The sequence below is a fragment of the Moorena producens PAL-8-15-08-1 genome, assembly GCF_001767235.1.
In the GTDB taxonomy this organism is placed as follows: domain Bacteria; phylum Cyanobacteriota; class Cyanobacteriia; order Cyanobacteriales; family Coleofasciculaceae; genus Moorena; species Moorena producens_A.
On the sequence record NZ_CP017599.1, the window covers coordinates 8,254,554 to 8,277,135 of the forward strand.

The 22,582-nt window shown below is 42.6% G+C and carries 15 protein-coding genes, 1 tRNA gene and 1 riboswitch; of the genes, 5 read left to right on the forward strand and 11 right to left on the reverse strand.

The genetic code is table 11. From position 1 onward, the window contains the following. Positions 1–7: 7 nt before the first annotated feature. The 7 genes from BJP34_RS30195 to BJP34_RS30220 all read right to left on the reverse strand — a co-directional run bounded on the left by BJP34_RS30195 (position 8) and on the right by BJP34_RS30220 (position 12,161). Positions 8–1,192, reverse strand: a complete 1,185-nt coding sequence (locus tag BJP34_RS30195; protein ID WP_083305422.1) for a fatty acid desaturase — start codon at positions 1,190–1,192, stop codon at positions 8–10. 43 nt (positions 1,193–1,235) lie between these two features. Continuing rightward, the gene (locus BJP34_RS30200) at positions 1,236–1,751 is read right to left on the reverse strand and encodes a hypothetical protein (RefSeq protein ID WP_070395535.1); all 516 of its coding nucleotides are present in this window, start codon (positions 1,749–1,751) and stop codon (positions 1,236–1,238) included. Between the two features lie 162 nt (positions 1,752–1,913). Beyond that, on the reverse strand, positions 1,914–2,879 hold the full coding sequence (locus tag BJP34_RS30205) for a hypothetical protein (RefSeq protein ID WP_070395536.1): 966 nt from the start codon (positions 2,877–2,879) through the stop codon (positions 1,914–1,916). A 70-nt stretch (positions 2,880–2,949) separates the two neighbouring features. Beyond that, a complete protein-coding gene (locus BJP34_RS41330) occupies positions 2,950–3,111 on the reverse strand; it encodes a hypothetical protein (protein ID WP_149031257.1) in 162 nt (53 codons plus the stop codon). A 448-nt stretch (positions 3,112–3,559) separates the two neighbouring features. Beyond that, a riboswitch (cobalamin riboswitch) is annotated at positions 3,560–3,705 on the reverse strand. A gap of 39 nt (positions 3,706–3,744) precedes the next feature. Next, positions 3,745–3,948 (reverse strand): hypothetical protein, encoded by a 204-nt coding sequence (locus tag BJP34_RS30210; protein ID WP_070395537.1) that lies wholly within the window; start codon positions 3,946–3,948, stop codon positions 3,745–3,747. A gap of 13 nt (positions 3,949–3,961) precedes the next feature. Then, positions 3,962–4,540 carry a hypothetical protein gene (locus tag BJP34_RS30215; protein ID WP_070395538.1) on the reverse strand — a complete coding sequence of 193 codons (579 nt, stop codon included), beginning with the start codon at positions 4,538–4,540 and terminating at the stop codon, positions 3,962–3,964. Between the two features lie 346 nt (positions 4,541–4,886). Continuing rightward, the gene (locus BJP34_RS30220) at positions 4,887–12,161 is read right to left on the reverse strand and encodes a DUF4347 domain-containing protein (RefSeq protein ID WP_070395539.1); all 7,275 of its coding nucleotides are present in this window, start codon (positions 12,159–12,161) and stop codon (positions 4,887–4,889) included. A 1,617-nt stretch (positions 12,162–13,778) separates the two neighbouring features. Between BJP34_RS30220 and BJP34_RS41335 the strand changes: the two genes are divergently transcribed. Next, positions 13,779–14,021, forward strand: a complete 243-nt coding sequence (locus tag BJP34_RS41335) for a hypothetical protein (RefSeq protein WP_149031258.1) — start codon at positions 13,779–13,781, stop codon at positions 14,019–14,021. Positions 14,022–14,192: 171 nt separating this feature from the next. Here BJP34_RS41335 and BJP34_RS30225 read toward each other — a convergent pair whose 3' ends face one another. Both BJP34_RS30225 and BJP34_RS30230 read right to left on the reverse strand, forming a co-directional pair. Beyond that, positions 14,193–15,365 (reverse strand): N-acetylmuramoyl-L-alanine amidase, encoded by a 1,173-nt coding sequence (locus BJP34_RS30225; RefSeq protein WP_070395540.1) that lies wholly within the window; start codon positions 15,363–15,365, stop codon positions 14,193–14,195. A gap of 231 nt (positions 15,366–15,596) precedes the next feature. Beyond that, entirely contained in the window at positions 15,597–17,054 is a 1,458-nt protein-coding gene (locus BJP34_RS30230; RefSeq protein ID WP_070395541.1) for a zinc ribbon domain-containing protein, read from the reverse strand. A 265-nt stretch (positions 17,055–17,319) separates the two neighbouring features. Here BJP34_RS30230 and BJP34_RS41340 point away from each other — a divergent pair, with 265 nt between their 5' ends. Both BJP34_RS41340 and BJP34_RS30235 read left to right on the forward strand, forming a co-directional pair. Further along, positions 17,320–17,418 carry a DUF427 domain-containing protein gene (locus BJP34_RS41340; protein WP_229424493.1) on the forward strand — a complete coding sequence of 33 codons (99 nt, stop codon included), beginning with the start codon at positions 17,320–17,322 and terminating at the stop codon, positions 17,416–17,418. A 96-nt stretch (positions 17,419–17,514) separates the two neighbouring features. Next, positions 17,515–17,596, forward strand: a tRNA-Leu gene (locus BJP34_RS30235). A 134-nt stretch (positions 17,597–17,730) separates the two neighbouring features. On the opposite strand, the gene BJP34_RS30240 is transcribed toward BJP34_RS30235, so the two are convergent. Continuing rightward, a complete protein-coding gene (locus tag BJP34_RS30240; protein ID WP_070395542.1) occupies positions 17,731–18,735 on the reverse strand; it encodes a zinc-dependent alcohol dehydrogenase family protein in 1,005 nt (334 codons plus the stop codon). Between the two features lie 151 nt (positions 18,736–18,886). After that, entirely contained in the window at positions 18,887–19,786 is a 900-nt protein-coding gene (locus tag BJP34_RS30245; protein WP_070395543.1) for an Npun_R2479 family HD domain-containing metalloprotein, read from the reverse strand. A 614-nt stretch (positions 19,787–20,400) separates the two neighbouring features. On the opposite strand from BJP34_RS30245, the gene BJP34_RS44830 reads away from it, so the two are divergent. Both BJP34_RS44830 and BJP34_RS30250 read left to right on the forward strand, forming a co-directional pair. After that, entirely contained in the window at positions 20,401–20,538 is a 138-nt protein-coding gene (locus tag BJP34_RS44830) for a hypothetical protein (protein WP_158517550.1), read from the forward strand. A 611-nt stretch (positions 20,539–21,149) separates the two neighbouring features. Then, a complete protein-coding gene (locus BJP34_RS30250; protein WP_229424099.1) occupies positions 21,150–22,514 on the forward strand; it encodes an AAA-like domain-containing protein in 1,365 nt (454 codons plus the stop codon). The last annotated feature ends 68 nt before the right edge of the window (positions 22,515–22,582 follow it).

Below are 22,582 nucleotides of genomic sequence, written 5' to 3' on the forward strand. Positions count from 1 at the left end.
TTAAACCTCAACTTTCAATACTTCTATCTTCAATATCTTTAATCGAAACCAAACGGTCTGAGGCAGCATCCCACAGAAGGAATTGGGAGCACTCCAGCAGATTTCTGATTCCCAGGGTCTTTACATCCGAGAGCAGATGGCTATTTTCACGATAACAAGCTGCAAGATGGTAATTTGGAATTCTTTCGCAGAGATGATGAATAGTGTGATAGCCGATGTCTGCCGTAAACCATCTGAGAACGGCGGGTAATTCTAAATAACTGGTGCCCTCAACTGCACCGAGAACATAGTTCCAGCCTGCTGTTTTGTGAGCATACGCACCCTCAAAAATATGCTGCACAAAAAAGATCCAGATGAAAATCGTTGCAGAACAACTGAGTGTAATGGAGTAAATACTCCAAAACAGCCCAACTCCCCATAAATGGCTCAGGAAAATCCAACCACCAACCACACAAATGTTGTTAAACAGTACATCCCAAAATTCAGCAACGGACTGCCAATGTTTCGACTGATGAGCAGAGACGGTTTGCCCTAAGTTAAACCCTGAACCCTGCTTCAAATCCGTGAATACATGATGGATGAAATCATAAACTCCCATGATTAAAACTAACCTGGGCTTGATGACCAGATAGAAAAAACCCCCTGGAATCGCCATCAATGGATGTCGCAGGACTTCATACAGTCTTTGCTTGAACGGATCGAGCTTAGAAAACTCCTCAGTGGATAAGAAATCGGCAACGCCCCGATATCGCTCCCAGTCGCCATTGGTTTTGTGATGGTAGGCATGATCTCTCGACCAGGCATATTGGGGCATCGCGTTGATCACACCCAGCAGAAACCCCATGATTCGGTTCATTGATTTTGACCGAAACAGAGAATAGTGTCCGCAATCATGCATCAATGAAAAACAGCGCAGGGAGAAAAGAATTAGCAGCGCAATAATCGGGGGTAGAAGCCACAGCGAAATCGATGCTGCTTTCACGGCCAAGAGCCATAAAAGAACATAAGGGACAAGGGTATTGAGAATTTGATAGGTTGCCCGCAGGTTGCTGCTCTTGATGTATGGTATCAAAACAAAGTCAGTTTTTCTGAGCAGATGCGGTGGTTTTAGTTGCCGGGAAGATTCACGTTTTACAAAGGGATGAACCGATGTAGAGATCTGTCCAGTATGATACAGATAATACTTGAGCATAATGGGTCTCAATTCAGTGATACATTGGGATTAGTTGTGCTAGTCAATTCTCGTTCCGAGACGCTACGGGATTATTCCGAGATACCCTTCGCGATCGCCCGTCAGGGTTACTGCACCCCTGCTGCTTCAAGGCACAAACGGCTGGCTGAAACTCGTCCCAGGTTTTACAAATTTGCTCATAACATTGGGGTGGTGTGATGGGCAGGTTTTTCAGGTAGAAAAACGTAACCTGGTTAGACGATTCCAACAGGAATACCAATTCGGTAGTTGGATTGTAGGAATCCACGGCTTCGAGAATATGGGCATTCACATGATGATTGTGCAAAATTGCTGTGTCGGGAATGGATAGCCAGGCATTGAGAAAAGGGGCTAGACGAGATCGTGGTACATAGTATGTTTGAAAGGTTTCTCCAGTTATCCCCAGGTGAGGGGTGTTCAGGCTACACACCACCACGCCCTTTTCACCTGTGAGATAACCTGCCCAAGCGTTATGGCCAAGGACCAGGAGATTACTCTCAATAAATGCCTGCTGCCAGTTTGCTTGAGGTTTAAGTGTCATTGCTTAGACTTCCTTCAGGATTCAACCAAAAATAGTCAATTTATCCGATGGAATACAGCGCTACGTATTCAGGTGAGGACATGTCACGATTGTGCAAGGCCAATGCTCAAAATGCCTTCAGAGCCAAACGTCATATCCTCACCTCACTTGGTGCTGGGATAATTACCGTTGAGAGCGTGAATGATGTTGAGATCGATTTAGACAAATCCCAGACAGAGCGAAGATGACAAGTCCGAAGACTGTACCGGGTTCTGGAATAGCATGAGTGTTCAAGACCCCAACTGCTTCGAGATCAAAACCACCCGATCCAGGAATTGGGGTTTGCCAGGGATCATAAATCGGATTCCCTTCTGCATCCGTAAACGCCCCATTACCGGGAATATCAATAATTCGCACAAAATTGATATTGTTGAGATCAATCAAGTCGGGTTGGGCTATGGCGCTCAGCACATCCAGATCAAACGGGGTTCCCCAAGAAGTCTGTACAAACTCATCCTCAGAGATCACCACCCCATTGTTAACGTGCTTACCCGCCAGGTTATACACTTGAGTCGGATCAATTTGTCCAATCGGATCAAGGGGATTGGGTGTTCGGGAAATGCTGGGAAAGCGCACGAAGTTTACCCCGTCGGTTGACACTTCAACGTGAGCGAGTTCGGCAAACAACAAACCCGTATCCGCAAAACCGAACCCATTCTCAAATACAGCAAAATCTGCCCCATCTCCATTACGAATGGCTTGATCAAAGGTTAATGTAATCTCACCAGGGTTTACACCAGAATTAATTTGCTCTGCGGTGAGTTCTCCTAACGATACAATACCGTCAAAAGCCCCTGTTACCTCGCCCAGCGCTCGTTCAGGAGTTTGCCACTGTTCTAAAACACCCTCGGCAGGCAGGTAGTTGATGTATCCGCTAGCCCAATCAACAAAAACAGGATTAACTGTATTATTCGGGGTAACATTGCCCAGTCCATCGTCACCAACAAATCCGGGAATTCCAGAATCAATCTTGCCAGGGTCAAAGGTAGAACCAGAAAAATCCGCTGCCAGTGCTTCTCCGCTAGCCAGGCTGAGCAGACAAGTAATTCCAGTGAGTGTAATGTTCTGAAGTGTTTTTAGGGATTGCATTTCTTGTTTTGATTGTGGGTTGAATTTCGGTCAGAATTTTTGGTCAAAATTTTTAAGCGGGATCAGCCAGTTAACTAACCGATTGAGAAGAAATTTCCTGAGGTAATAAACGGGCGGCTGCCACCCGGTTTTTAACGAGGTAACTACCTCTCCAAAAGGCTTCTAATGCCTTCTTCACTTCCCGCTTTTTGCCAATGGGAAGATAACCTAAAGTTGCGGTTTGAACCCTCATGGTTGAAATGTCCTTAATTCAAGTTGCAAAATTCTAAAAACCTAACCACTTTGTAGAATTCAAGGCAGCGAAAATCGACACCATTAGCTGCACAATGCAGCATCATGAAGATTCATTAGTCTGAGTCGTGAACTGAGATAGGTCGCAATCACAGTTTATAGGGAAACCTCTGCAATTTGGGTTTGATTCTATACAGAAACAAGACCAATTACCCGATTGCAAATTAACTGCGTTGGCGAAGCCTGTCCGAAGGACATCGCTATCTAAAAACTGCTGCTCTTTTTTTTTAAATGCAGGCAATCACCTCTCTATCCAAGGGACTCAGTTTAAATGTCTTGTTCAAATTCAGTTACAATCGCAATCGCTTCCGAGCTTCAGGAAAGCTTCCCTCAGAATTGAATTGAAAAAATACTGGATTAACCATCATCCGTACCTCGCAGATGTTGCAGAACATGGACTTTTTATCGGCGGGCATCCTGACTGAGAGCGATAACGTCTCCTTCACAGTTGCGGTACAGCGTGGGATTTTCACCCAACTTTCCCCGTTTCTTCTAGCGGCTGATCCCCACTAGAACCGATAAATGATTATATACTATACTACATTTTCTTGCTTAGAAACATATATAGCCATTTTCAATCGCCTGAGGTACAGATTTGAGAGGTGGCGGCGCACCGCACCGGCACCTCTTGCCAGGGTTCCTGAAATAGTGTGTGGACTAAAGGCTCGACTAAATCAACGGTAGAGGGAAAATCCTTGTATTCAATCTTTTGATTGCCATAGAGGGGTTCAACAGCACGGTGATTCAGTGGAGTTACCCAGCGAGAAAAGTCAGTCATGGAGTGTTAACAATTAAATGACAGACTGGCGACGGTTCACGATGCGCCAAAGCAATAGGCTATGGACAATTGTAATTCCTCCAGACCAAATCAAATGTTTAACAAACAACTTACCCACAATCTCCCAACCCATTCGATGCCCATCTGCTAAGACTGGATAAGCAAACAGAATTAATCCTTGATACAGTGCAAATCCTAAAAGTGAGGCGATCGCCATCCATGTCAAATATCTACTAAAGGAATCCCGACACCAACCTGGCCACCAACTTGCCGCAACAGCAGCCAACAGGGTACCGATTCCCATCAATGCTCCCCAGGTGAAAGCGGTGGATGTTAGGGGATAGCCCCGCAATCCAAATCCAATAGCTTGATTGACCAACCAAACTAGCAACGCTACACCCACAGCCCGTTGTCGAGACAAGGTCGCCCCACTCATGCTTGCAAAGGCAGCTAGAGGCGCGTGGGCATAAACCCCATTACTCGCAACTCCCACTAAAAGTAAGGTGAAAGGCCAAAACCGTCCATTTGCTAGGAGTTTCCAAGCTTGAGTTGTAATGTTTGGGTTAGATATACTACTTTGATAAGTTTTCATGGGAAAGGCTCTGTAATTATGTCTATAGTAAACATAAGCCTGTGGTTACAGAAGGCCAAAGATGGCTGAGTGGGAGGTGGTCTAGGCTTTTGCTTTTGTTAGAATGAAACAGCCTTGCCCCAGAATTGGGGCGCTAGGGGGGCGAATTACACTTAACCGTGTAATTACTGTAACAGTGAGGTGGAATGGGCATCTTGCCCGTTATCAATATTTTCGGGTGGAATGGGCATCTTGATGGAACAGGCATCTTGGTGGAACAGGCATCTTGCCTGTTACAATCTTCGAGCGGGCATCCTGCCCACTCTACTGCTATTGATTCTATTATTCAGCAACACCAAATAGTGTCTTATACGTTCCAACGAAGATCATAAGTATTCGCTTCATTGGGTATCCCAACTGGGTCAACTTTGAGATAATAGGTTCCTGATTCAGCTAGAACGGTATCGATTTGTTCATTATCTGTAAGTGAAGATGAGCCTAGAATAAAGTTAGCATTTTCATCGTACAGGCTCAGGTTAAGGTCTCCACCTGTGTGGGTAAATTCGAGGTCAACGATCAGTCTTTGATTGTTGGAACTAACAGCGAGTTTATACCAATCTTCATCTCTGGCGATACCTTTTCCTGATAGATCTGACAGCCAGGTTTTGGCATTGTTGCTCAGGTCATAGGCTCCCAAGAGGTTATCGTTTTCTTCGTAAGCATCCTCTTCGCTAGCAAACGTTACATCTAATTTTACAGTATCGCCACCTGTATAAGATAATCCTTCAAAGTTGATAGCAATGGAATTTTCGGTGAAGGTAACATCAGATGTTGATAACCCGAATGTAGTTTCTGACCAATCGATAGTAACATTCTCTATAGCGGGAAGTGTATCAGATATATCAGTGAAAACATAGCCATTAAATTCTCTACTTGTAAAACGAGGATTGCTACTAATTTGGCCTGGAACTGGAGCAGCAGTGTAAAGTATTGAACTTTCTGAAATCTCTACGTTGTAACCTCCTTCATAGAAGCCATCTGTTGGATCGGAATCGGTGGTAGCGCGAATAAATTCTACATTGTTGTTTACGGTAGCAATGCTAGTTTCTAATGGAGGAGAATTCCGTGATGGGCTAAAAATTGCCATCTCTATTTCTGCACCAATAAAGTTGGGCGAGGGAGTAATTGACCGAGGGCTATCATCTGCGAAGTCAATATCTAGCTCGAAGGTTTTACCAGGAGAGAAGGATAGACCTTCAACATTGATATAAATTTTGTTTTCTGTGAAGGTGACATCGGAGGGCTGTAACCCAAGGGTATTATTTTCCTGATTAATGGTAACGTTTGTAAAAGCAGGCAGCACATCAGATACATCATTAAAGACATAGCCATTGAAACTACCTCTGGTAAAACGACCGGAGCCTGCCGATGGGCTGACCTCGTAAAATATCGAGTCTGAGCTAATATCGATGCTATGCTTAACAATGTTGCTTCGGGTTACAAAGTTCCTAGAGAGCACTTCAACTTCATCACTCACAATTACCTCAAGAGGATCAGTGATTGGATTTTGCAAGTTAGGAGAAAAGATTTCCAGCTCTATTTCTGCACCAATAAAGTTATCCAAGGAAGGGATTGACGGAGGGTCATTCTTGGCGACATCAATATCTAGCTCGAAGGTTTTGCTAGGTGAGAAGGATAGGCTTTCAACATTGATATAAATTTTGTTTTCTGTGAACGTGACATCAGAGGGCTGTAACCCCAGGGTATTATTTTCCTGTTTAATGCTAACGTTTGTAAAAGCAGGCAGCACATCAAATACATCATTAAAGACATAGCCATTAAAACTACCTCTGGTAAAACGACCGGACCCTGCCGATGAGCTGACCTCGTAAAATATCGAGTCTGAGCTAATATCGAAGCTATGCTTAACGATCCTGCTGTTGCCTCGGCTTACAATGTTGCTAGAAAGCACTTCAACGTCATCACTCACAGTTACCTGAAGAGGATCACTGATTGGATTTTGCAAGTTAGGAGAAAAGATTTGCAGCTCTATTTCTGCACCAATGGGGAATACTGGAGAATAGACCATTGAAATTGTGGTTGATACATTATCTCCTGTTCCAGAAGTAACAACAGAAAAATCATCTGCTGTAAATTCTCCTCTGAGATCTATTGATGCACTTCCAAAAGTGAGTTGACTAACATTATTCCCCGCATTAGTAACATCTAAGCTAGAAAAAGCTTCTCCTAGCACAATAATTTTGTCACTACTCGTAAAGTCTTCGACAAAATCACCATTGAGCTCCTGAAGTGTTCCACGAATTTCATCTACTCCAGATCCGAGGGTAATTTCATCTATCCCTGTGCCAGGCTCTATAGTATCATCTCCAGCACCGCCTTTAAGGGTATCTGCTCCTGCAAAACCTTTTAGGTCATTGTTTTGATCATTACCTGTAATGGTATTTGATATTCCATTACCGTAACCTTGAATAGCATTGCTTATTAAGGTTAACTTGTTTAAAGCGCCAGTGCTATCAAGGGTGTAGTTAATGGAGGAGATAACTGTGTCAACACCTTCATTGGAATTTTCGACAATTTGATCATTTACATTATCGATATAATAAGTATCATTACCTGTACCACCAACCATTTTGTCAGCGCCAGTACCACCATCAAGACTATCATTGCCAGCTCCACCATCTAGGGTGTCGTCGCCAGCAGCTCCATTCAATGTGTCATTGCCCAACAGTCCATTGAGGGTGTTGTTGAGATTATTACCAGTTAAAATGTCATTGTCTAAAGCCCCATCGACATTTTCAATATTGACAAGTGTATCAGTTCGATTAGAATTACCAGGAAATTCAACAACTCCTGTCTGAAGATTAGCTTTGATCCTACCGCTATAAAATGCGTAGGTGGTGGTGTCATTGCCATCACCGCCATCAAGGAGATCAAACCCAAAACCACCATCTAGGGTGTCGTTACCAGCTCCTCCTTCTAACGTGTCATCACCACCAAAACCTTTAAGGTCATTATTTTGGTCATTACCTCTGATAATATCAGCACCACTGTTTCCATAATTTTGTATGACGTTATCCTTTACGTCACCTTTTAATGTCAGGTTGTTTAAGTTAACTGTTACCGTTGCTATTTCTGAAGTCTCATAGGTTGCTGCAATAGTTCCTAAATCTAAGAATGAAGCGAATGGGTCAAAAAATTTGGCAGCCGTTCTTAATAGTGGAGCTCTCGTAACACCAGCCGAAAAAGTTGACAGGATCGATGTGTAGTTACGAAACTCGGGATCTTTCCCTGGATCAATCAAGCGGTAAGAAAAGGAGTCTTGTCCAAGATAATCGCCATGGGGGATGTAGAAGACTTTATGCTGTCCGTTGACAAGTTCGACTGAGATATCTCCATGCTGTGGATCTTCAGTAATATATATATAGGGTGGTCGAGTGATCGATTGTCCTGCTTGTTTAATTGTTATATTGCTGTAGTTATCGTTTTCTAATAGATTTAATTGAATTTTGCTAGCGGAAGATTCTGTTAACTCGTCATCAGCAGCAATCAGCGGCAGGTTGAAGCCACTCGACCATTCCCATGGATCAAACCACCTTTCTCCACGACCAAAGCCTTGATCCTGAAAGACAGGTCCATCTGGCCCATCATCACCACTACTTGTTATCTCTAGATCTACAAACTCTTGTCCTTCATCGATTTGTCCCCATTTACCTGGAAATAGTAACCAGTCTGGAAATTCTGTATCAATTCCTGGAGTGTAGTGACCAACTCTTGGCAGTACTTCTATTTCAGGAACTTTAACTACTCCACCACCCCGATGCCACTCAGTAGCCCAAAAAGCGTCATCTTTCTTACCACTATAGCCATAACTAGCGTGTCCACCAAGTCCAACATAAACGACTGGACGCGTTGAAGCAGGGTATTTATTCAGAAAATCCCAACGATATGTATCACCACCATCTGAAAGACCTCGCAATCTTATATGCTGTGCAAAACTTGCCCTGTCAGGCACCCACTGTAATGTTCTATTTACTTCTTGACGTTTGAAGTAAAGTGTAATCCCCTCCCAATCGCCCTGGTGGGTATTGTTGCCATTATGATCAGCCCAATTACTTCTTCCATAATGGAAGTAATAGTTGACAGCTAGTTCAGTAGGATTGTTAGGATCTTTAATCAGTGGCGCAGCATATATTTTGCCTTCACTTGCTGACCTTTGAGTACCACTTTTATAATCAATAAGATTGACAACCGAATTACGACTACCCCCAGGAACAAATCCTTCAATATTGGGATCATCGTGTTCTACTCTTTGTTCCCAATAGCTACTATAAGCGGGATGATTGGCATCTTCAGGTAATGCATAATTGGTTACATCTAAGGTTAACGCATGTTTTTCTTTACCTCCACCAGCCGGTAATCTTCCAGATTCAAACGCTAAAACTGGGGCATAGTTTTTAATTAAATTATGAATTTCTTGAACTTCATCTTTTCTCAGATTTGGTGCTGGATGATCAGCCACAAATAAGGTGCTGAGGGTTTGATCGTTACTCCTACCTGAGCCATCCAGTTCAAGGACGAGTTCTTCAATGACAGGGATACTAGGTACTTTAGCATTAAACGTGATTTCATAGGTACCTGCTTCTAGGGTGCCAAGGCGAGCAAAAAAATCTTCGCCTGCTAAGGATGGTTTTTCACCAAAAACTTCTCGTGTAAAAGAACTATCTAAGCTTTTAATGGTGACTTTACTGCGTGGGTCATCTGGAGCTAAAAGATTATCACTAAAAAAGAAATCCCATTCTTCATCACCGAAGTTAGCCTTGAAGTCTAAATCTAGCTCATAGTCACCTGTTTCTTTAACAACTGTTGTCCAGGTAACGGGTAGTACTTTATCGGCACCAGCTGTAGCCCACCAGCGATCTAGCCCTAAATTATTGACAGTAAACGTTTTTTCGCTACTGCTGCTACCATTTTGTTCATCATAGGCAGTAACTAAAATAGTATGTTGGCCATGCTTAAAGTCATCCAGATCAATAGTGACGTCAAACTTACCTTCACGGTCATCCAAAATATTGCTATTGGCTTTGGAAATATCTCCTCGACCAAGTGTTTCAACATGAACAACTTCGTTGAAGACATTAGTGACCTTGACTTCAATATGAGAAACGTTATAGTAACCATCCTCGTCGAATACCCTTGCCATTTCTAGCTTTAAGTCCTGAGTCACATGGTAAGTAGGGTTAATTTCAAATTGAATCTCAGGATCGTTTTGAATCGTAAAATCAGCAAAAAAAGCTTCACTTCGCAGTCCTGACTTATCTTCTGCAACTGCTTTAAGGCGATATTGACCTGACTCTAGTTTTAGGCCACTATCATCTGGCCTTGTATATTGACCTAAATCGATACTGTAATCAAATGTTGCAACGTTAGGCTCGTCATTGAATTGTAAAAAGCTTTCGATACTAGGAAGTTTCTCATTATTGATACCAGGAACGATGGAAGTATAGCTATTTCGGTCGCTATCTGAGGAGGATTGAAGTAGCTCAAAGTCTATGCGAACAATGTCATCATATCCATTTTTATCATAAACTTTTGAAGTTTTGATTATTAGGTTATCTTCAAAAGAGTATGAGCTTTCTTCCGGTACTATTTCCTGAATATTCGGTCTATAATTTATAATAGGCAGGGAGGCTCCTTCGTCTAATACCCATAGTGAATAACCAGATCGTGCCTGTCCAGGCTCATGTGATTTCCCCCCCCAGAAGTGAAGTGTCCCATTGATGACAACAAATTCAATTGCCCCTCCGGCCCCTCCTGAATTACCCAAATTTGCTACAAGCTGGGGCGCTGTTACACCATTATAAGACCATATTCCATAACTATCCTGTATGTCCGGATCAGAGGCTACAAAGTATAATTTATTGTTGAAAACTGTTATATCTTGCATGGCCGTAAATTTCAAATTAGTTTGAGCATACTCATTGAATCTTAGAGGCTCATTTATACCATCAAAGATCCACATATCATAACCAGTCTCAAAAGTGTTGGCAGCAAAATATAGGTTATCTTGAAACAGAGTCAGAAACTGAGGGTTTGAATCTTTGTATTCTTGATTACCGTAGCCTTTATTAATGTCGATCAATATTGCTGGAGGATTAATACCATCATAAACCCATAGCTCATTACCATATGTCCCTGTTTTATGTGCAAAATATAATTTGTCTTTGAATACTGTTAAGTTCTGTGGTGGTTGACTGCCAGCATCCAAGAATAGTTCTGGTGGTTGGTCTGAACCTAAGTGATACCGATATAGATCTATTCCGTTACCGTTAGCTGGTCCGAAAGCACGAAAGTATATATGTTCACTAAATCCAACTATATTTTCATCGCGGGTATAAAACGCATTAAGCGTACCATTACTCACATTTCTGGGTGATTCATCTCTATACCTAGCTAAAAGAGTTGGTTCGCCCCCACCAGAATATGTCCAAATACCCCTGTTTTCTTCACCTTCGAGGACATCTTTACCATCAAAAGCTTCAAAATATAAGTTGCCGTTATATGAAAGTATCGTTGTAAAACTTGACCCGAGAGCGCCATATCCTTGGGTTGTTTCAAGTGAATTACGAGGATAATCAAAGTCATATATAGAAGTTATATTATCACCACTACTTAGTCTCCATAACTGATTATATGAATAGTGATCTGCAGCTAAAAAATATAGATATTCATTATGAACAACTAAGCCTCTAGGCTTAGAAGAGTAAGCCGTGCCAGTACGAAAATTTCCTTTAAAGATATCCTTGACCATTTGAGGAGCATTAACGCCATCATAGACCCACATCTCCCATCCATACTCAACATCAAATCCAGGGTAATATAGTTTTTCGTTAAACTCTGTTTGTTCTGCCCTTATGTAGGGAAAGATATTAGGATCTAAATTTGAAATAAGTTCACTATTACTTGCTGGCCTAATTGTTCCTAATATTGCTCCGTAAGATTCGAGAATACTCACTTTAATAGGATACAAATTATTGTTCCAGTTCTTTTCCTCGGACTTTATCCCCTCTAATTTCCATGAGTGTGAACAACAACCAACATCTTTTGAGGAAGCTTTCAATTTATAACGAGTGGTTTTGTAAAGTTGGTTAAGCAATAACTGGCCTGCTTCATAAGCTCCAACTCGACACCCATACAACGCAACTTCATCAACCCCCCACTCCAACAACTCTCCTCTATATCGATCCAAAGTCTCTACGCACAAAACCGTCTGTGGTAAATACACTCGCCCTGGCGACCCGTGCGAAATTACATGCAAACTCCGGTAACACCCAGCAGCCAAGGCTAGGGTAATCTGCCTGACACCATCCGTATCGGATCGCAAAATAAGAGAATCTGCTCCATCAATCACACCATTAGCTAAAAACTCCGGCGACTCCACATCTGGCGCAATTACCACCAAAATTTTTGACCCTAGCGATCGCTTCACCCAGGTCAAAGATTTCGCAGTGATAGTGTTATCTAAATTACATTTAGCGACAGATACAGGAGCATTGACACTCATCAGCTTCAAGTAATCCCAGGAAGAGGGTGAGGTTTTCGAGGAATTGTCGTCCGCAATCATGGCATTTACACCTTTATTTAATTACCTATGTGTCCATTCTTGACAATTTGAGAAGATGCACAAGTGGGGCACACAACCATTTCCCCTTCGGAAAGCCTACGTCAAAAAAACTGGACGTTAAAATTTGCCAACAAAATCAAGCATTCAATAATAAGAGTTTGACTAATTACACTCTCAAACCAAATTACCAATCCGGTAGTTATAATCCTATTTGCAACCTCAACAATCCTAACTACACATCCGGCAACTATAGGCGAAGCTTTGATGAAGTATCACTCAAGGTTTATTAACTTTAAATTAAGCAGGGCTTTCACATTTCATCAGATCTAGATTTTTTATTTGAGTTGTGAACAGACTCCCAAAGGGCACAAGGCAAGAGGCAAAAGGCAAAAGGCAAGAGGGGCAATAGATACGGATTTTTATTGCACAATAAAAAAATACCTCCTAGGTTTACATCTCATTTATATAGCAATTATCATAGCTATGAGGTACACAATTTCTGAGGTGCGACCCGTGGCGAATTTAATTCGCCACGGGTCGCACCTGAATGTAGGTATTGGCTTTTTGACGGAAAGCAAAATCTACATGCTTTGATTGGAGCCATTTAGCTAGTTCAACACGCTAGATATTCTCTATCTCCGATAAGCACAAAATCGTCACCTTTTAACATTTCAATTACCGGAACCAGTAAAGCTTGTTGTTCTGACAGGTTACTGCACCCACGTTTATCTAAAAAAGTCCAATAAATCGGCCAAGCTCGTTTCGAGCAAATTACGCTGACCATAAATAAGTTGTATTGCTTACATTGAGTTCTATCAAGAGCAATAAATAGACGTTTAGATTGAGGGCAATGAGTCTGAATTAGATGTTTAATAATTGGAAACCATAGTAAAGTTACACTCAGTTGAGGGAGTTTGAGTAATCTTTGTAAGTAACGGCGACGACTCTCAAATAATATCGGTTGAGGAAACAAAGCTGCTAAGGGTTCAATCCTGACTTGCGTGGTGATTTTGTAACAGCCCTACCAATAACTAAACAGTTATAAATTGAGTTGAGTTTAATCGGCTTTGAAGATGAGTCTGGGAAAATTGAGGTAGCATTTTCAATCTGATTGGTCTTGTTGACAATTGAGACCATTCTTTTTTTACCACAAGTCGCTCTAATTGCCAATTAATCAGGCTTCTGGCTTGGTTGTCACCCCGTCCTAAACGAATTCGCTATCCTGTGGTCAAAAAAGTAAAAACGGTTGCTAAAAAAGGTATAGCGCTACGCGCCAGGCAAAAGGCAATAGGCATGAAGCGCAATAGTGAATAAAAAAGCTTACTAATCAAGGGATTGAGCGATTTTAATTTTTCTTCATTTGTCCTAACCATAGTGTGTAGTGCTATAAAAATAATAAGACGTAACTCAAATTTTGAATAAATTTTGTTAACATCTCAGCTTCAAAAGAAGACTGGGTTATTTTATCATAGTCTAAACTCCAGTGGGAGCAGGTCAAAGTTGCTGAAACATTAGTACTATTTTCCAGTAGAGCAAGCTTAAACCCATGAGGGGGCTATAGATAATGTACAAATATTCATCCTCGACATGCTCCCCCTATTACCTATTACCGTCTTGATGCAGTCGCTCATGGGGGAAACCACGGCAGTCGCTCATGGGGGAGACCACGGCAGTCGCTCATGGGGGGAACCCCCAAGACCGCGCTGCCTCCCCAAGACCGCGCTGCCTTCCCAAGACCGCGCAAATCACGCTATTACCCATTACCTATTACCTATTACCTTAGTACAAATGTTCTGCATAAGTTACATGCTCCCAACTCCAGTTAATCTAAAGACTTATGAAGAATTGTATAAACGTTAAAAAACTAACCATTATAGGGACGTTTAATTATGTCTATATTTATCATCAATAAATAGCATCAATTTAAGCATGGTTATACCTAGATAAAGGAGGCTAAATAATTCCTTTGTTAGCCTCCCGTTTTGGGTCATCGTCAACTACCAATTAAGAATTGCAAATTACCGATTACCATTATTCCAAATTCAAAGTAGACCAAGTTATAGAACCTACAATCCCATCAGCATATAATCCTTTCGCTTTCTGATAAGCAATCACAGCAGATTTTGTCTGAGAGCCAAAATCCCCATCGGTTGAACCAGAATAAAATCCTTGGGTTTGGAGCAGCTGCTGTAGTTCCTCTACTTCTGATCCAACTGCTCCTTTAATTAAAGGAAGATAGGCCGATGAGGGTTGATCGTTACGCCATCTTTCTGAAAACTCTTCCAAGACTTCTTTTGGTAGTTGTTTTTCTAGCCACTCAACCGCTTGTTTTTGGTGAGGTAAGCCACGATAATACTTGTAGGTGTTAAGGAGCAGCACAGGCTCCCGCTTCTTGTTACCTGGTTCCGAAGGAGATTCCTCTGATGGTTTAGAAGAACTTTTCAGTGCTTCCCAGGTCTTTGAACCCACTAATCCATTGGCATCTATTCCTTCAAACTTCTGAAAGGAAATCACTGCTTTGGTAGTAGCAGGACCAAAAATGCCATCAACTGGACCGGGACTAAACCCTTGAGTTTGGAGGGATTGCTGTAGCTCTTTGACTTTCAGACCAGTGTCTCCTTCTCTGAGATAGTCTTCAACTGAGGAGTCAAGGCGCTGACGAACTTCTCGCCGCAACCGAGGCAATTGACTGTATAACCAGTCTCCAGGGCATTGGGTTGGTGAAAAGTCTCGATGCCCTTTAATATTGTCTGGGCTAATCTTGGTAGTATTGCAAATCGAAACACATAAATCTACCAAACTTTTCCATTGTTTGGCATTCATCCGGTAGCTGATAAAGGTGCCTTCATTTTCAATTCCAGGTGACTGGTTACCTAGAGTACTACCAGCATGAGCAGAGCTGACAGAACGTCCTTTTTTAATCGCTGATAAGGAACCCTGTCTACCTTCGAGTAAATGTCCACCCGTGGTATTCAAAAAGTTGTGACCTGAGTCATCCCAGCCAAACCCATCCATGTGGGATTTTTGAATACTCCTAGCCAAACTTCTGGAGCCCCATAAGGTTCCTTTGGATAGATCATTCGGGGCATTGGGAGTAGCAGTATGGTGAATAATAATATATCGTGGTCTAGTGGTATCTGGCCATTGTTTTGGGGGTTTAGCTCCCCATTCTTTTGCTGAAATGACACTAGCAGTGAAAGACATATTGACTTGCGGTCTCCAGTTATACTAGTTTACTAGTGGTATCCTTGGAATAGGATGGGATCAGGTAACCAAACTATGGATTTGGCTGAGGTGGATTGGGATACTCTTAAACCGTAATTAATCGGGATAAACCCGTACAAAACGGTCAAGGTGCAATGTATTGTTGCCTGAGTGAGGGGTGGTTATACAGTAATTGGAGTTGAACCTTCCACCCGTCTTTCTAGGCATTCCTCAAATCCCGTTGAGGAGTTGCTTGAAAGCCTTAGCCAAGGTATGCTTACAATCAAGCCAACCAAGCTCGACTGCATCTAGCAGGCTAAGCCCCATCCCTTTCAAGAAACGCGCGGTACGACGCAACAACACTGCTTGAACCTCGGTTTTATTCATGTACCGAGTTATTTCCTTGTCGGTACCGCGAGCAAGGATGTTCAATGCAGCATTGCAATCAGCCTGTAACACGACCCCATCAAATCCGGTAAAATTGTCCCCAGTCCTTTTCCCCAACAGGGTTCCATTCCTAGAGTCAATTTGCGACGTGTAACTAGGTTGAACTTCTGTGACAACCGAGCCAGTCCAATCAGCCCATTTCTGCAAAGAATCCCGCATAACTCCTTTCATCCAACTATTGAGTTTGCGGGACACGGCCTTAGACTGACGCTTATTTCGGATCGGTTGTGTTAAATCTTCCGCAAAAACCTTTAAAGATTCCCCATTAAAAAGAGACTTAGAGGCTGCTCCTATTATCGCCGTCAGTTCTGATTGATTTTTTCTGTAGCGGCGATTTTCGGTTTTTCTGGTCAGATTATTTTCTAATATTCGAGCTGATTTGGCCGGGTCGATTTTTTCTAGTTTTCTATGAAGTGCCCAAAGCTTCCCTCTGTTTCGGTTTTTTGCACATATTCGTTTCTGTTTCTGGGTGGTTACTTCCCCTAGTTCTTTTCCGTGAGCTTGCCCCTCTGAGTCATAGAAAGCCTCAGTGTAACCCTTGTCTACTCCTAGACTCCGACGTTCAGATGGAATTTCTACAGTTCCATGATATACTAGAAAGTGAATCTCAAATCTTGGCAAAAGTTGGTTATATATCAGTCTGATCTGGCCTTTTATTTTACGATTAGACCTAACAACTATCCTGTTCCTTTTCCCTCTAGTGAGTCCAGCTAGTTCTAACTGGTAAGTATTACGGGAAAGCTTTTTACACTTATAACCTACTTGTTGATAAACTATCTGGTTTTTACCCCAAGAATGTCCCCGCTGAAACTCCTTCCTAACAAGTCTGTGGAGAAGTGGCGTGTCCAGAAAGGCTAAAGTCTTAAGTTGTTTGCAAAGTTCCTTCCGTTCGTTCTGGTTATCTTTTCCAGGAAACCTTTTGTAAACCTTTTTAATTACCGCTTCGGTGCAAGCTGCCTGCTGAGCCGTAATGGCTTTGGCTACATCGCTTACAGTCCATTCCATCAATTTGGAAGGTAGTCCCAAGGATTCAGGAGTCCTAAAACTCCTAACTTTTGGGTAAGCTTTTTTCCAATCAAGTTCCCAATGACTTATGCTGCCTAGCTTGTTGTAGGATTCAGACCTGACAATGCCCAATTTCTTCATCGTGGACAACAACTCAAGTTCAACCGACTCAGTCATCCCTACTACAGGGACAATCTGGGTTGATATTTTCTTGGTCATTCCTACTTTTTTGGGCATCGTCAAACCTGAGTCAATTACTTCAATGATACTCTAGCGCTAGTCAAATGTCAATGTCCATTTTATAGGATTAAATACCGATTTATACCTATTTTTAGGGGTTTAATTGCGAGGCAACTATTCCTGACTGGATTCTAGCCTTCAATTGCGATTATCATCTATGGCAGGTAAGCCTATGGGCTACAGATGGTGCTACAGATGGTGCTATCAGCGTGTCGCGTATCAGCCTATGGGCTACAGATGGTGCTACAGATGGTGCTTTTGAATAAGCTATGCAGCCTGGTATTACCCGAGCACCAAGGAGAAGGCGAAACCCATTGAAGGGTATCTTGCTTTCCGGGGCGGGGTGAGAGTTGAGCTGTAGGTGATAAAGGTGCTTTTTAAGGGGGATTTGGAAAAATTTTCCCCAGCAGTTGCCATAAAAGCTATAATATGTGCTATGATCTAAATCGCACGGTACGCGGACGTGGCGGAATTGGTAGACGCGCTAGATTTAGGTTCTAGTGTCGCAAGACGTGAAGGTTCAAGTCCTTTCGTCCGCATCTAAAGGTGCGACCCAAGGGCGATTTACTCGCCCTTGGAGGCGCGCACCTAAGCCAATCAGGGTTATAGGTTTACAGAAACCTATAACCCTTAAGCAATTATTAGGGATTAGTTGTATTAGTGACTATCGTCTTTATGGGATAAGTAGTGCAACCTTACCTGTCATGGAACCAGCTTCGATAGCGTTGTGAGCAGCACCAGCGTCTTTGAGGGGGAACCGTTGGCTTAGGTGAATTTTCAGTTTACCGTCATCAATCCAATTAGCACACTGCTGGAGAATCTCGGTTTGGTGCTGTTGAGCTGTAGTGAGTCCTTTCAAAGCTGGGGTGAGCATGTGTTCTAGACTGATGCGCAAATTATGCGTCCGCGCTGTCTTCAAATTACCTTCGGCTGGGTCTAGTTGGAGGATAGTTACAATATCGCCATATATCCGCACTACTTCACAGGTGTCATAAAAGGTTTTACCACCCACAGTATCGAACGCCAAATCTACTCCCTCTCCCCCAGTCCAATCCAAGGCAGCTTTGACAAAGCTAGTTTGTTTGTAAAGGATAGGATAGTCAGCACCTAACTGACGCACTAATCTAGCTTTTTCTTGAGAACTGACAGTAGTACAAACCTCAGCACCTTTGAGCTTAGCTAGCTGAATAGCAACGTGACCAACACCACCAGCACCGGCCTGAATCAGCACCTTTTGTCCTGCTTCCAACCGTCCTCGGTCATACAATGATTCCCAGGCAGTGATGAGTACTAGAGGAGCTGCTGCTGCTTCAGGGAAAGAGAGGGATTTAGGCTTGTGGGCAACTAAGGACTGATCAACAACAGCTAGTTCGGCATAGTTACCTGTACCAGATAATCCTAATCCCCCAGCACAGAAATACACTTCATCACCAACCTGGAATTTATCGACACCAGCACCAAGGGCTTCTACCACACCAGCACCATCGCAGCCTAGGATAGCTGGCATTTGGTCACGGTAAACGGTGCCTCTACGCCGCAGTTTGGTGTCAATGGGATTAACACCAGCAGCGTGAAGACGCACCAGGATTTCTGTGTCGTTTTTAATTGTGGGAGCTGGTACATCCTGAAGTTGCAGCACTTCAGGTGTACCAGGAGCGTTCATTACAATGGCTTTCATTGGTCATTTGTTAATTGTTAATTGTTAATTGTTAATTGTCAATGGTTAATGGTCAATGGTCAATGATCAATTTTTAATTAACTTTGCACAAATAACTTTGAACACAATCGCCATTTGATGATTTGTCTTGATGATTTGCCTTTTACAGTGATCATGCTGTACATAGTTGTGCTGTAGTTTGACTATAGCGACAGGGATGGCTGAAGAGTGCTTTAGGCTGGGATTGGTGTTCTACTCGAAAGACATTGCTATAGAGATTAGCCAGGATTTGTTTACCAGAAAGGCTTCGGTCTAGGTAGGGCAATGCGGGTTTGATATAAGGATAGACAACATTCCAGTAAAAGTTTGGGTAGTTCCGGCGCAAATCACCAGGATTACGATAGCCTAAAATCTGATTTTTCCCGATTTCTTCAAACTCGTAGAACAAGGCACTAATTTTTTGTAAGTAGCGGGGATCAGCCAGCTGACCAATCAAATCTGCTGCTCTGACTAAACCAGGATAGTTAACCGTGTCTTGATGATCCTGATCAGCAGGTACTGGGAAACGGGTTAATTCAATATTGTGTTTAATCTGCTCAGTATCAATCAGCAAGTGATTACCAAAGTGTTCGTCAATAAACTGCTTACCCCGGTCTACATGATAGGGAGTAAGGCTAGCATCAGTGGCACCTGTAGGTAGAATAATCATACTATTGTCTATTCCTGTGGCATACAATCCTTGGTCTGGTTGGTCTTGGCGACAGATGCCTTTGATATAGCCAATGTCATGGCACAACAAGGAGATAATCACATGCAACCAGTCTTCACAGGAGACACTCCCTTCGCAGATGTGCTTACCCCACAAAATTTCCTGTCCGACTAGGGTGACTAGGACGGTGTGTTCAATGTTGTGATAAAGAGCGTCACTATTAGCAATATTTTCCAGAGCCATGTGAGTAGCCCAAGTAATCAGCTCACAGTAGTCTGATTTAAGGTTGCCATAAGTGCTGTGGAAACCTGTCTCTAGATTTTTAACACAGGTATCAATGATTATCTCGGTAGGATTAAACATAATGCTAGACATATAGGAAAAAGCGGATCTCGGAATAGGGAAAAGAGAATAGCGATGCAGCAACAGAACAGGGGAGCCAGTGAGCCCAAAGGGGGTTCCCCCGGAGACGAAACCTTAGACAGTTGAGCCTTTATGGTTGGTAGGCTATGCAGATGCATGGTTAAAACTTATTGATTAAGGCTCAACTGTCTTACGGTAACTTGGCCGTAGGCCACGCTTCGCGAACAAACCATGAGCAACTGAGGTGGTTTACCCCATTTGCGACTGCATCAAGACAGGAACTTCGGAATTGGGAAAAAACCCTCTGTACCTCATAAGTATGGAAAACGCTATAGCTAAATCGATGGTAGATAGGTCTTGCATTTTTGATCTTCTAATTTCATAAAATTCTCTTTGAACCTCATATATTCATCAAACCCCACTTGTATACTGACTTACCGCCTGAGATGATCTCACTTATCACTGACTTGTGACTAACTTTTAGTGTGTCAATGGTATATCAGCAACTCCTCATTTAGATTTCAGCTGATCCTGACGGTCAAATCCGGGGGATTTCAGGTTAGGGGTTAGGGGTTAGTAGTTAGTTAATTGGTCTGGCATTGCTCAATCATGCAATGATTTTAATAGTTTTTTGGAATGGGCAAGATGCTGTAGAACGAGCATCTTGCCCGTTTCATTTCCCAGGCAGGATGCCCACCCCACTGATATTAATTCCGCACCTCAGGAATGCCATTGGTCTGACTAACTACTAACGACGTTTTGTTTGGCAGCTTTCACCTATATTTAGATAAACGCTAGATCAAAGTCCTCAGCATTCGCCCTGAGGGACTTAGCTTTGTTAGGTTCGGAACAAGGAGCGAGGTATTAACCTTACGTTTGTCAAGTTTTCACCCACAATGTATGAGGTGTCTACCAAGCTGATAGCTGATAGCTAAAAGCTGATAGCTTTATGAACAGAACCGATCAAGCTCCCAATTTTGGGCAATACAAGTGCAACGGGGAGTGATATGATCTGACCAGTACTCAGTGCCACCAAACGCAGCTTTTTAGCTTGAGGGAAAAGGCAAGAGAGTACTGAGACATCTATAACCTCGTATAGGTTTGATTGCCATTAATCAAACTCTAGCCTGTGTTTAATACATCAGGGTAATTTGTGGAAAAAGGCTCACAAGCCACGTCTAATCCATAATTTGTGTGAAAATCTTCACAAACCCAGGGCTAGCTCAGCTTTTCGATAAGCTAGTTAGGATGGGTTTAAAATTAGCATAAATACTATCTTTTTTTGGTGCATCTTGATAACCACCTAAGCGCTATGTCTAGGGGACAAAACCGATTATTCAAAATCTCTATCGGCAAGACTGAGATGTTCTTAGAAAAATTGAATCAACTAGATTTGACTGTAGCATTTGATCAGCTAACACCTCGTAAACGAGAGGTCTTGAAGAAAATGTTAGCGGGCCAAAGCGATCAAGCGATCGCTAAGTCGCTACACATCACAGAAGCTACTGTCAGAAAACATGTGCAGCAGCTGTGCGAGAAATTTGAGGTGAGGAATGCACCAGGTGAACACTACTCACTCCGTAATCAGTTAATTGACCGACTTAGTGAATATTACCCTAAGTTAGTAAATCCAGAATTATTAAGTAAATCTAGATCTTTGAGCCTCCCAGTGATGCCAGAGTCAGAAGGGCAACAACAGCCCGTTTCTCTCAATGTTGACTTTTATATCGAGCGCATTCCCTATGAAGATCAGTTGTTAGAGGCAATTGTGAAGCCTGGTGCTCTAATTCGGATAAAAGCACCCCAGCAAATGGGCAAAACCTCCCTGATTGAAAGAGTTCTGGCTGAGATCAGGAAGCAACGTTATCAAGCTGTGACCTTAAGCTTTGAGTTAGCAGATAGTACCGTCTATAGCGACCTCGGCAAATTCTCACGGTGGTTCTGTGCCAGAGTTGGTCAGACTCTAGGGCTATCAAATAAGTTGGATGAGTATTGGGATGATATTTTTGGATGTAATAGTAACACCACAGATTACTTTCAGGAGTATTTATTAGCAAAAACTGAAAGGCGGATCGTACTGGTTATAGATAAAGTTGATCGGGTGTTTGAACACCCCGTTATTGCTGATGATTTTTGTCGCCTTCTGCGTGGTTGGTATGACATCGCTAGGCGGGGCGATCGCAGTAGTGCTATCTGGAAAAAACTCCGGTTGGTTATAGTACATTCTACAGAAATTTATAGCTCCTTGGATATCAATCACTCACCACTTGCTAATGTGGGATTGGAAATTGAGTTGCCAGAGTTTAGCACAGAGCAGGTACAGGAGTTAGTTAGACGTTATGGACTCGATGGGAATCCCAGAGAAGTCGAGGAACTGATGGCGATGGTGGGAGGACATCCTTATCTGTTGCGCAAAGGTTTAGCTTATATTAAAGATCATAACATTACCCTAGCGCAACTGTTAGAGCTGGCACCCACAGAAGCTGGACCATTCAGTGACCATCTGCGACGCCACCTAGGAAATCTCAAACAGTCTCCAGAATTGGAAACTGCCTTGGAGAAGGTGGTTCAAGCAAACAGCTGGGTAACTATCCCATCGGAGCAAGCCTTTAAGTTATACAGCATGGGGTTAGTAAAGTTGCAAGGGAATAGCGTCATGCCTCGCTGTGATTTATATCACAAGTATTTTTGCGATCGCCTTTGCCAGCGGATTGAACCTGAATCCTGAGTGGGTCAGTTCATTATTTATACATAGTTTAAACATTCTGTATTTATATAACCTTAAATCTTAAACCT

What these genes read in the sequence shown, in the direction of transcription:
- BJP34_RS30195 (WP_083305422.1), bottom strand. Translation starts at nt 1,192, where the DNA reads ATGCTCAAGTATTATCTGTATCATACTGGACAGATCTCTACATCGGTT.
- BJP34_RS30200 (WP_070395535.1), bottom strand. Translation starts at nt 1,751, where the DNA reads ATGACACTTAAACCTCAAGCAAACTGGCAGCAGGCATTTATTGAGAGT.
- BJP34_RS30205 (WP_070395536.1), bottom strand. Translation starts at nt 2,879, where the DNA reads ATGCAATCCCTAAAAACACTTCAGAACATTACACTCACTGGAATTACT.
- BJP34_RS41330 (WP_149031257.1), bottom strand. Translation starts at nt 3,111, where the DNA reads ATGAGGGTTCAAACCGCAACTTTAGGTTATCTTCCCATTGGCAAAAAG.
- BJP34_RS30210 (WP_070395537.1), bottom strand. Translation starts at nt 3,948, where the DNA reads ATGACTGACTTTTCTCGCTGGGTAACTCCACTGAATCACCGTGCTGTT.
- BJP34_RS30215 (WP_070395538.1), bottom strand. Translation starts at nt 4,540, where the DNA reads ATGAAAACTTATCAAAGTAGTATATCTAACCCAAACATTACAACTCAA.
- BJP34_RS30220 (WP_070395539.1), bottom strand. Translation starts at nt 12,161, where the DNA reads ATGATTGCGGACGACAATTCCTCGAAAACCTCACCCTCTTCCTGGGAT.
- BJP34_RS41335 (WP_149031258.1), top strand. Translation starts at nt 13,779, where the DNA reads ATGCAGTCGCTCATGGGGGAAACCACGGCAGTCGCTCATGGGGGAGAC.
- BJP34_RS30225 (WP_070395540.1), bottom strand. Translation starts at nt 15,365, where the DNA reads ATGTCTTTCACTGCTAGTGTCATTTCAGCAAAAGAATGGGGAGCTAAA.
- BJP34_RS30230 (WP_070395541.1), bottom strand. Translation starts at nt 17,054, where the DNA reads ATGCCCAAAAAAGTAGGAATGACCAAGAAAATATCAACCCAGATTGTC.
- BJP34_RS30240 (WP_070395542.1), bottom strand. Translation starts at nt 18,735, where the DNA reads ATGAAAGCCATTGTAATGAACGCTCCTGGTACACCTGAAGTGCTGCAA.
- BJP34_RS30245 (WP_070395543.1), bottom strand. Translation starts at nt 19,786, where the DNA reads ATGTTTAATCCTACCGAGATAATCATTGATACCTGTGTTAAAAATCTA.
- BJP34_RS44830 (WP_158517550.1), top strand. Translation starts at nt 20,401, where the DNA reads ATGATTTTAATAGTTTTTTGGAATGGGCAAGATGCTGTAGAACGAGCA.
- BJP34_RS30250 (WP_229424099.1), top strand. Translation starts at nt 21,150, where the DNA reads ATGTTCTTAGAAAAATTGAATCAACTAGATTTGACTGTAGCATTTGAT.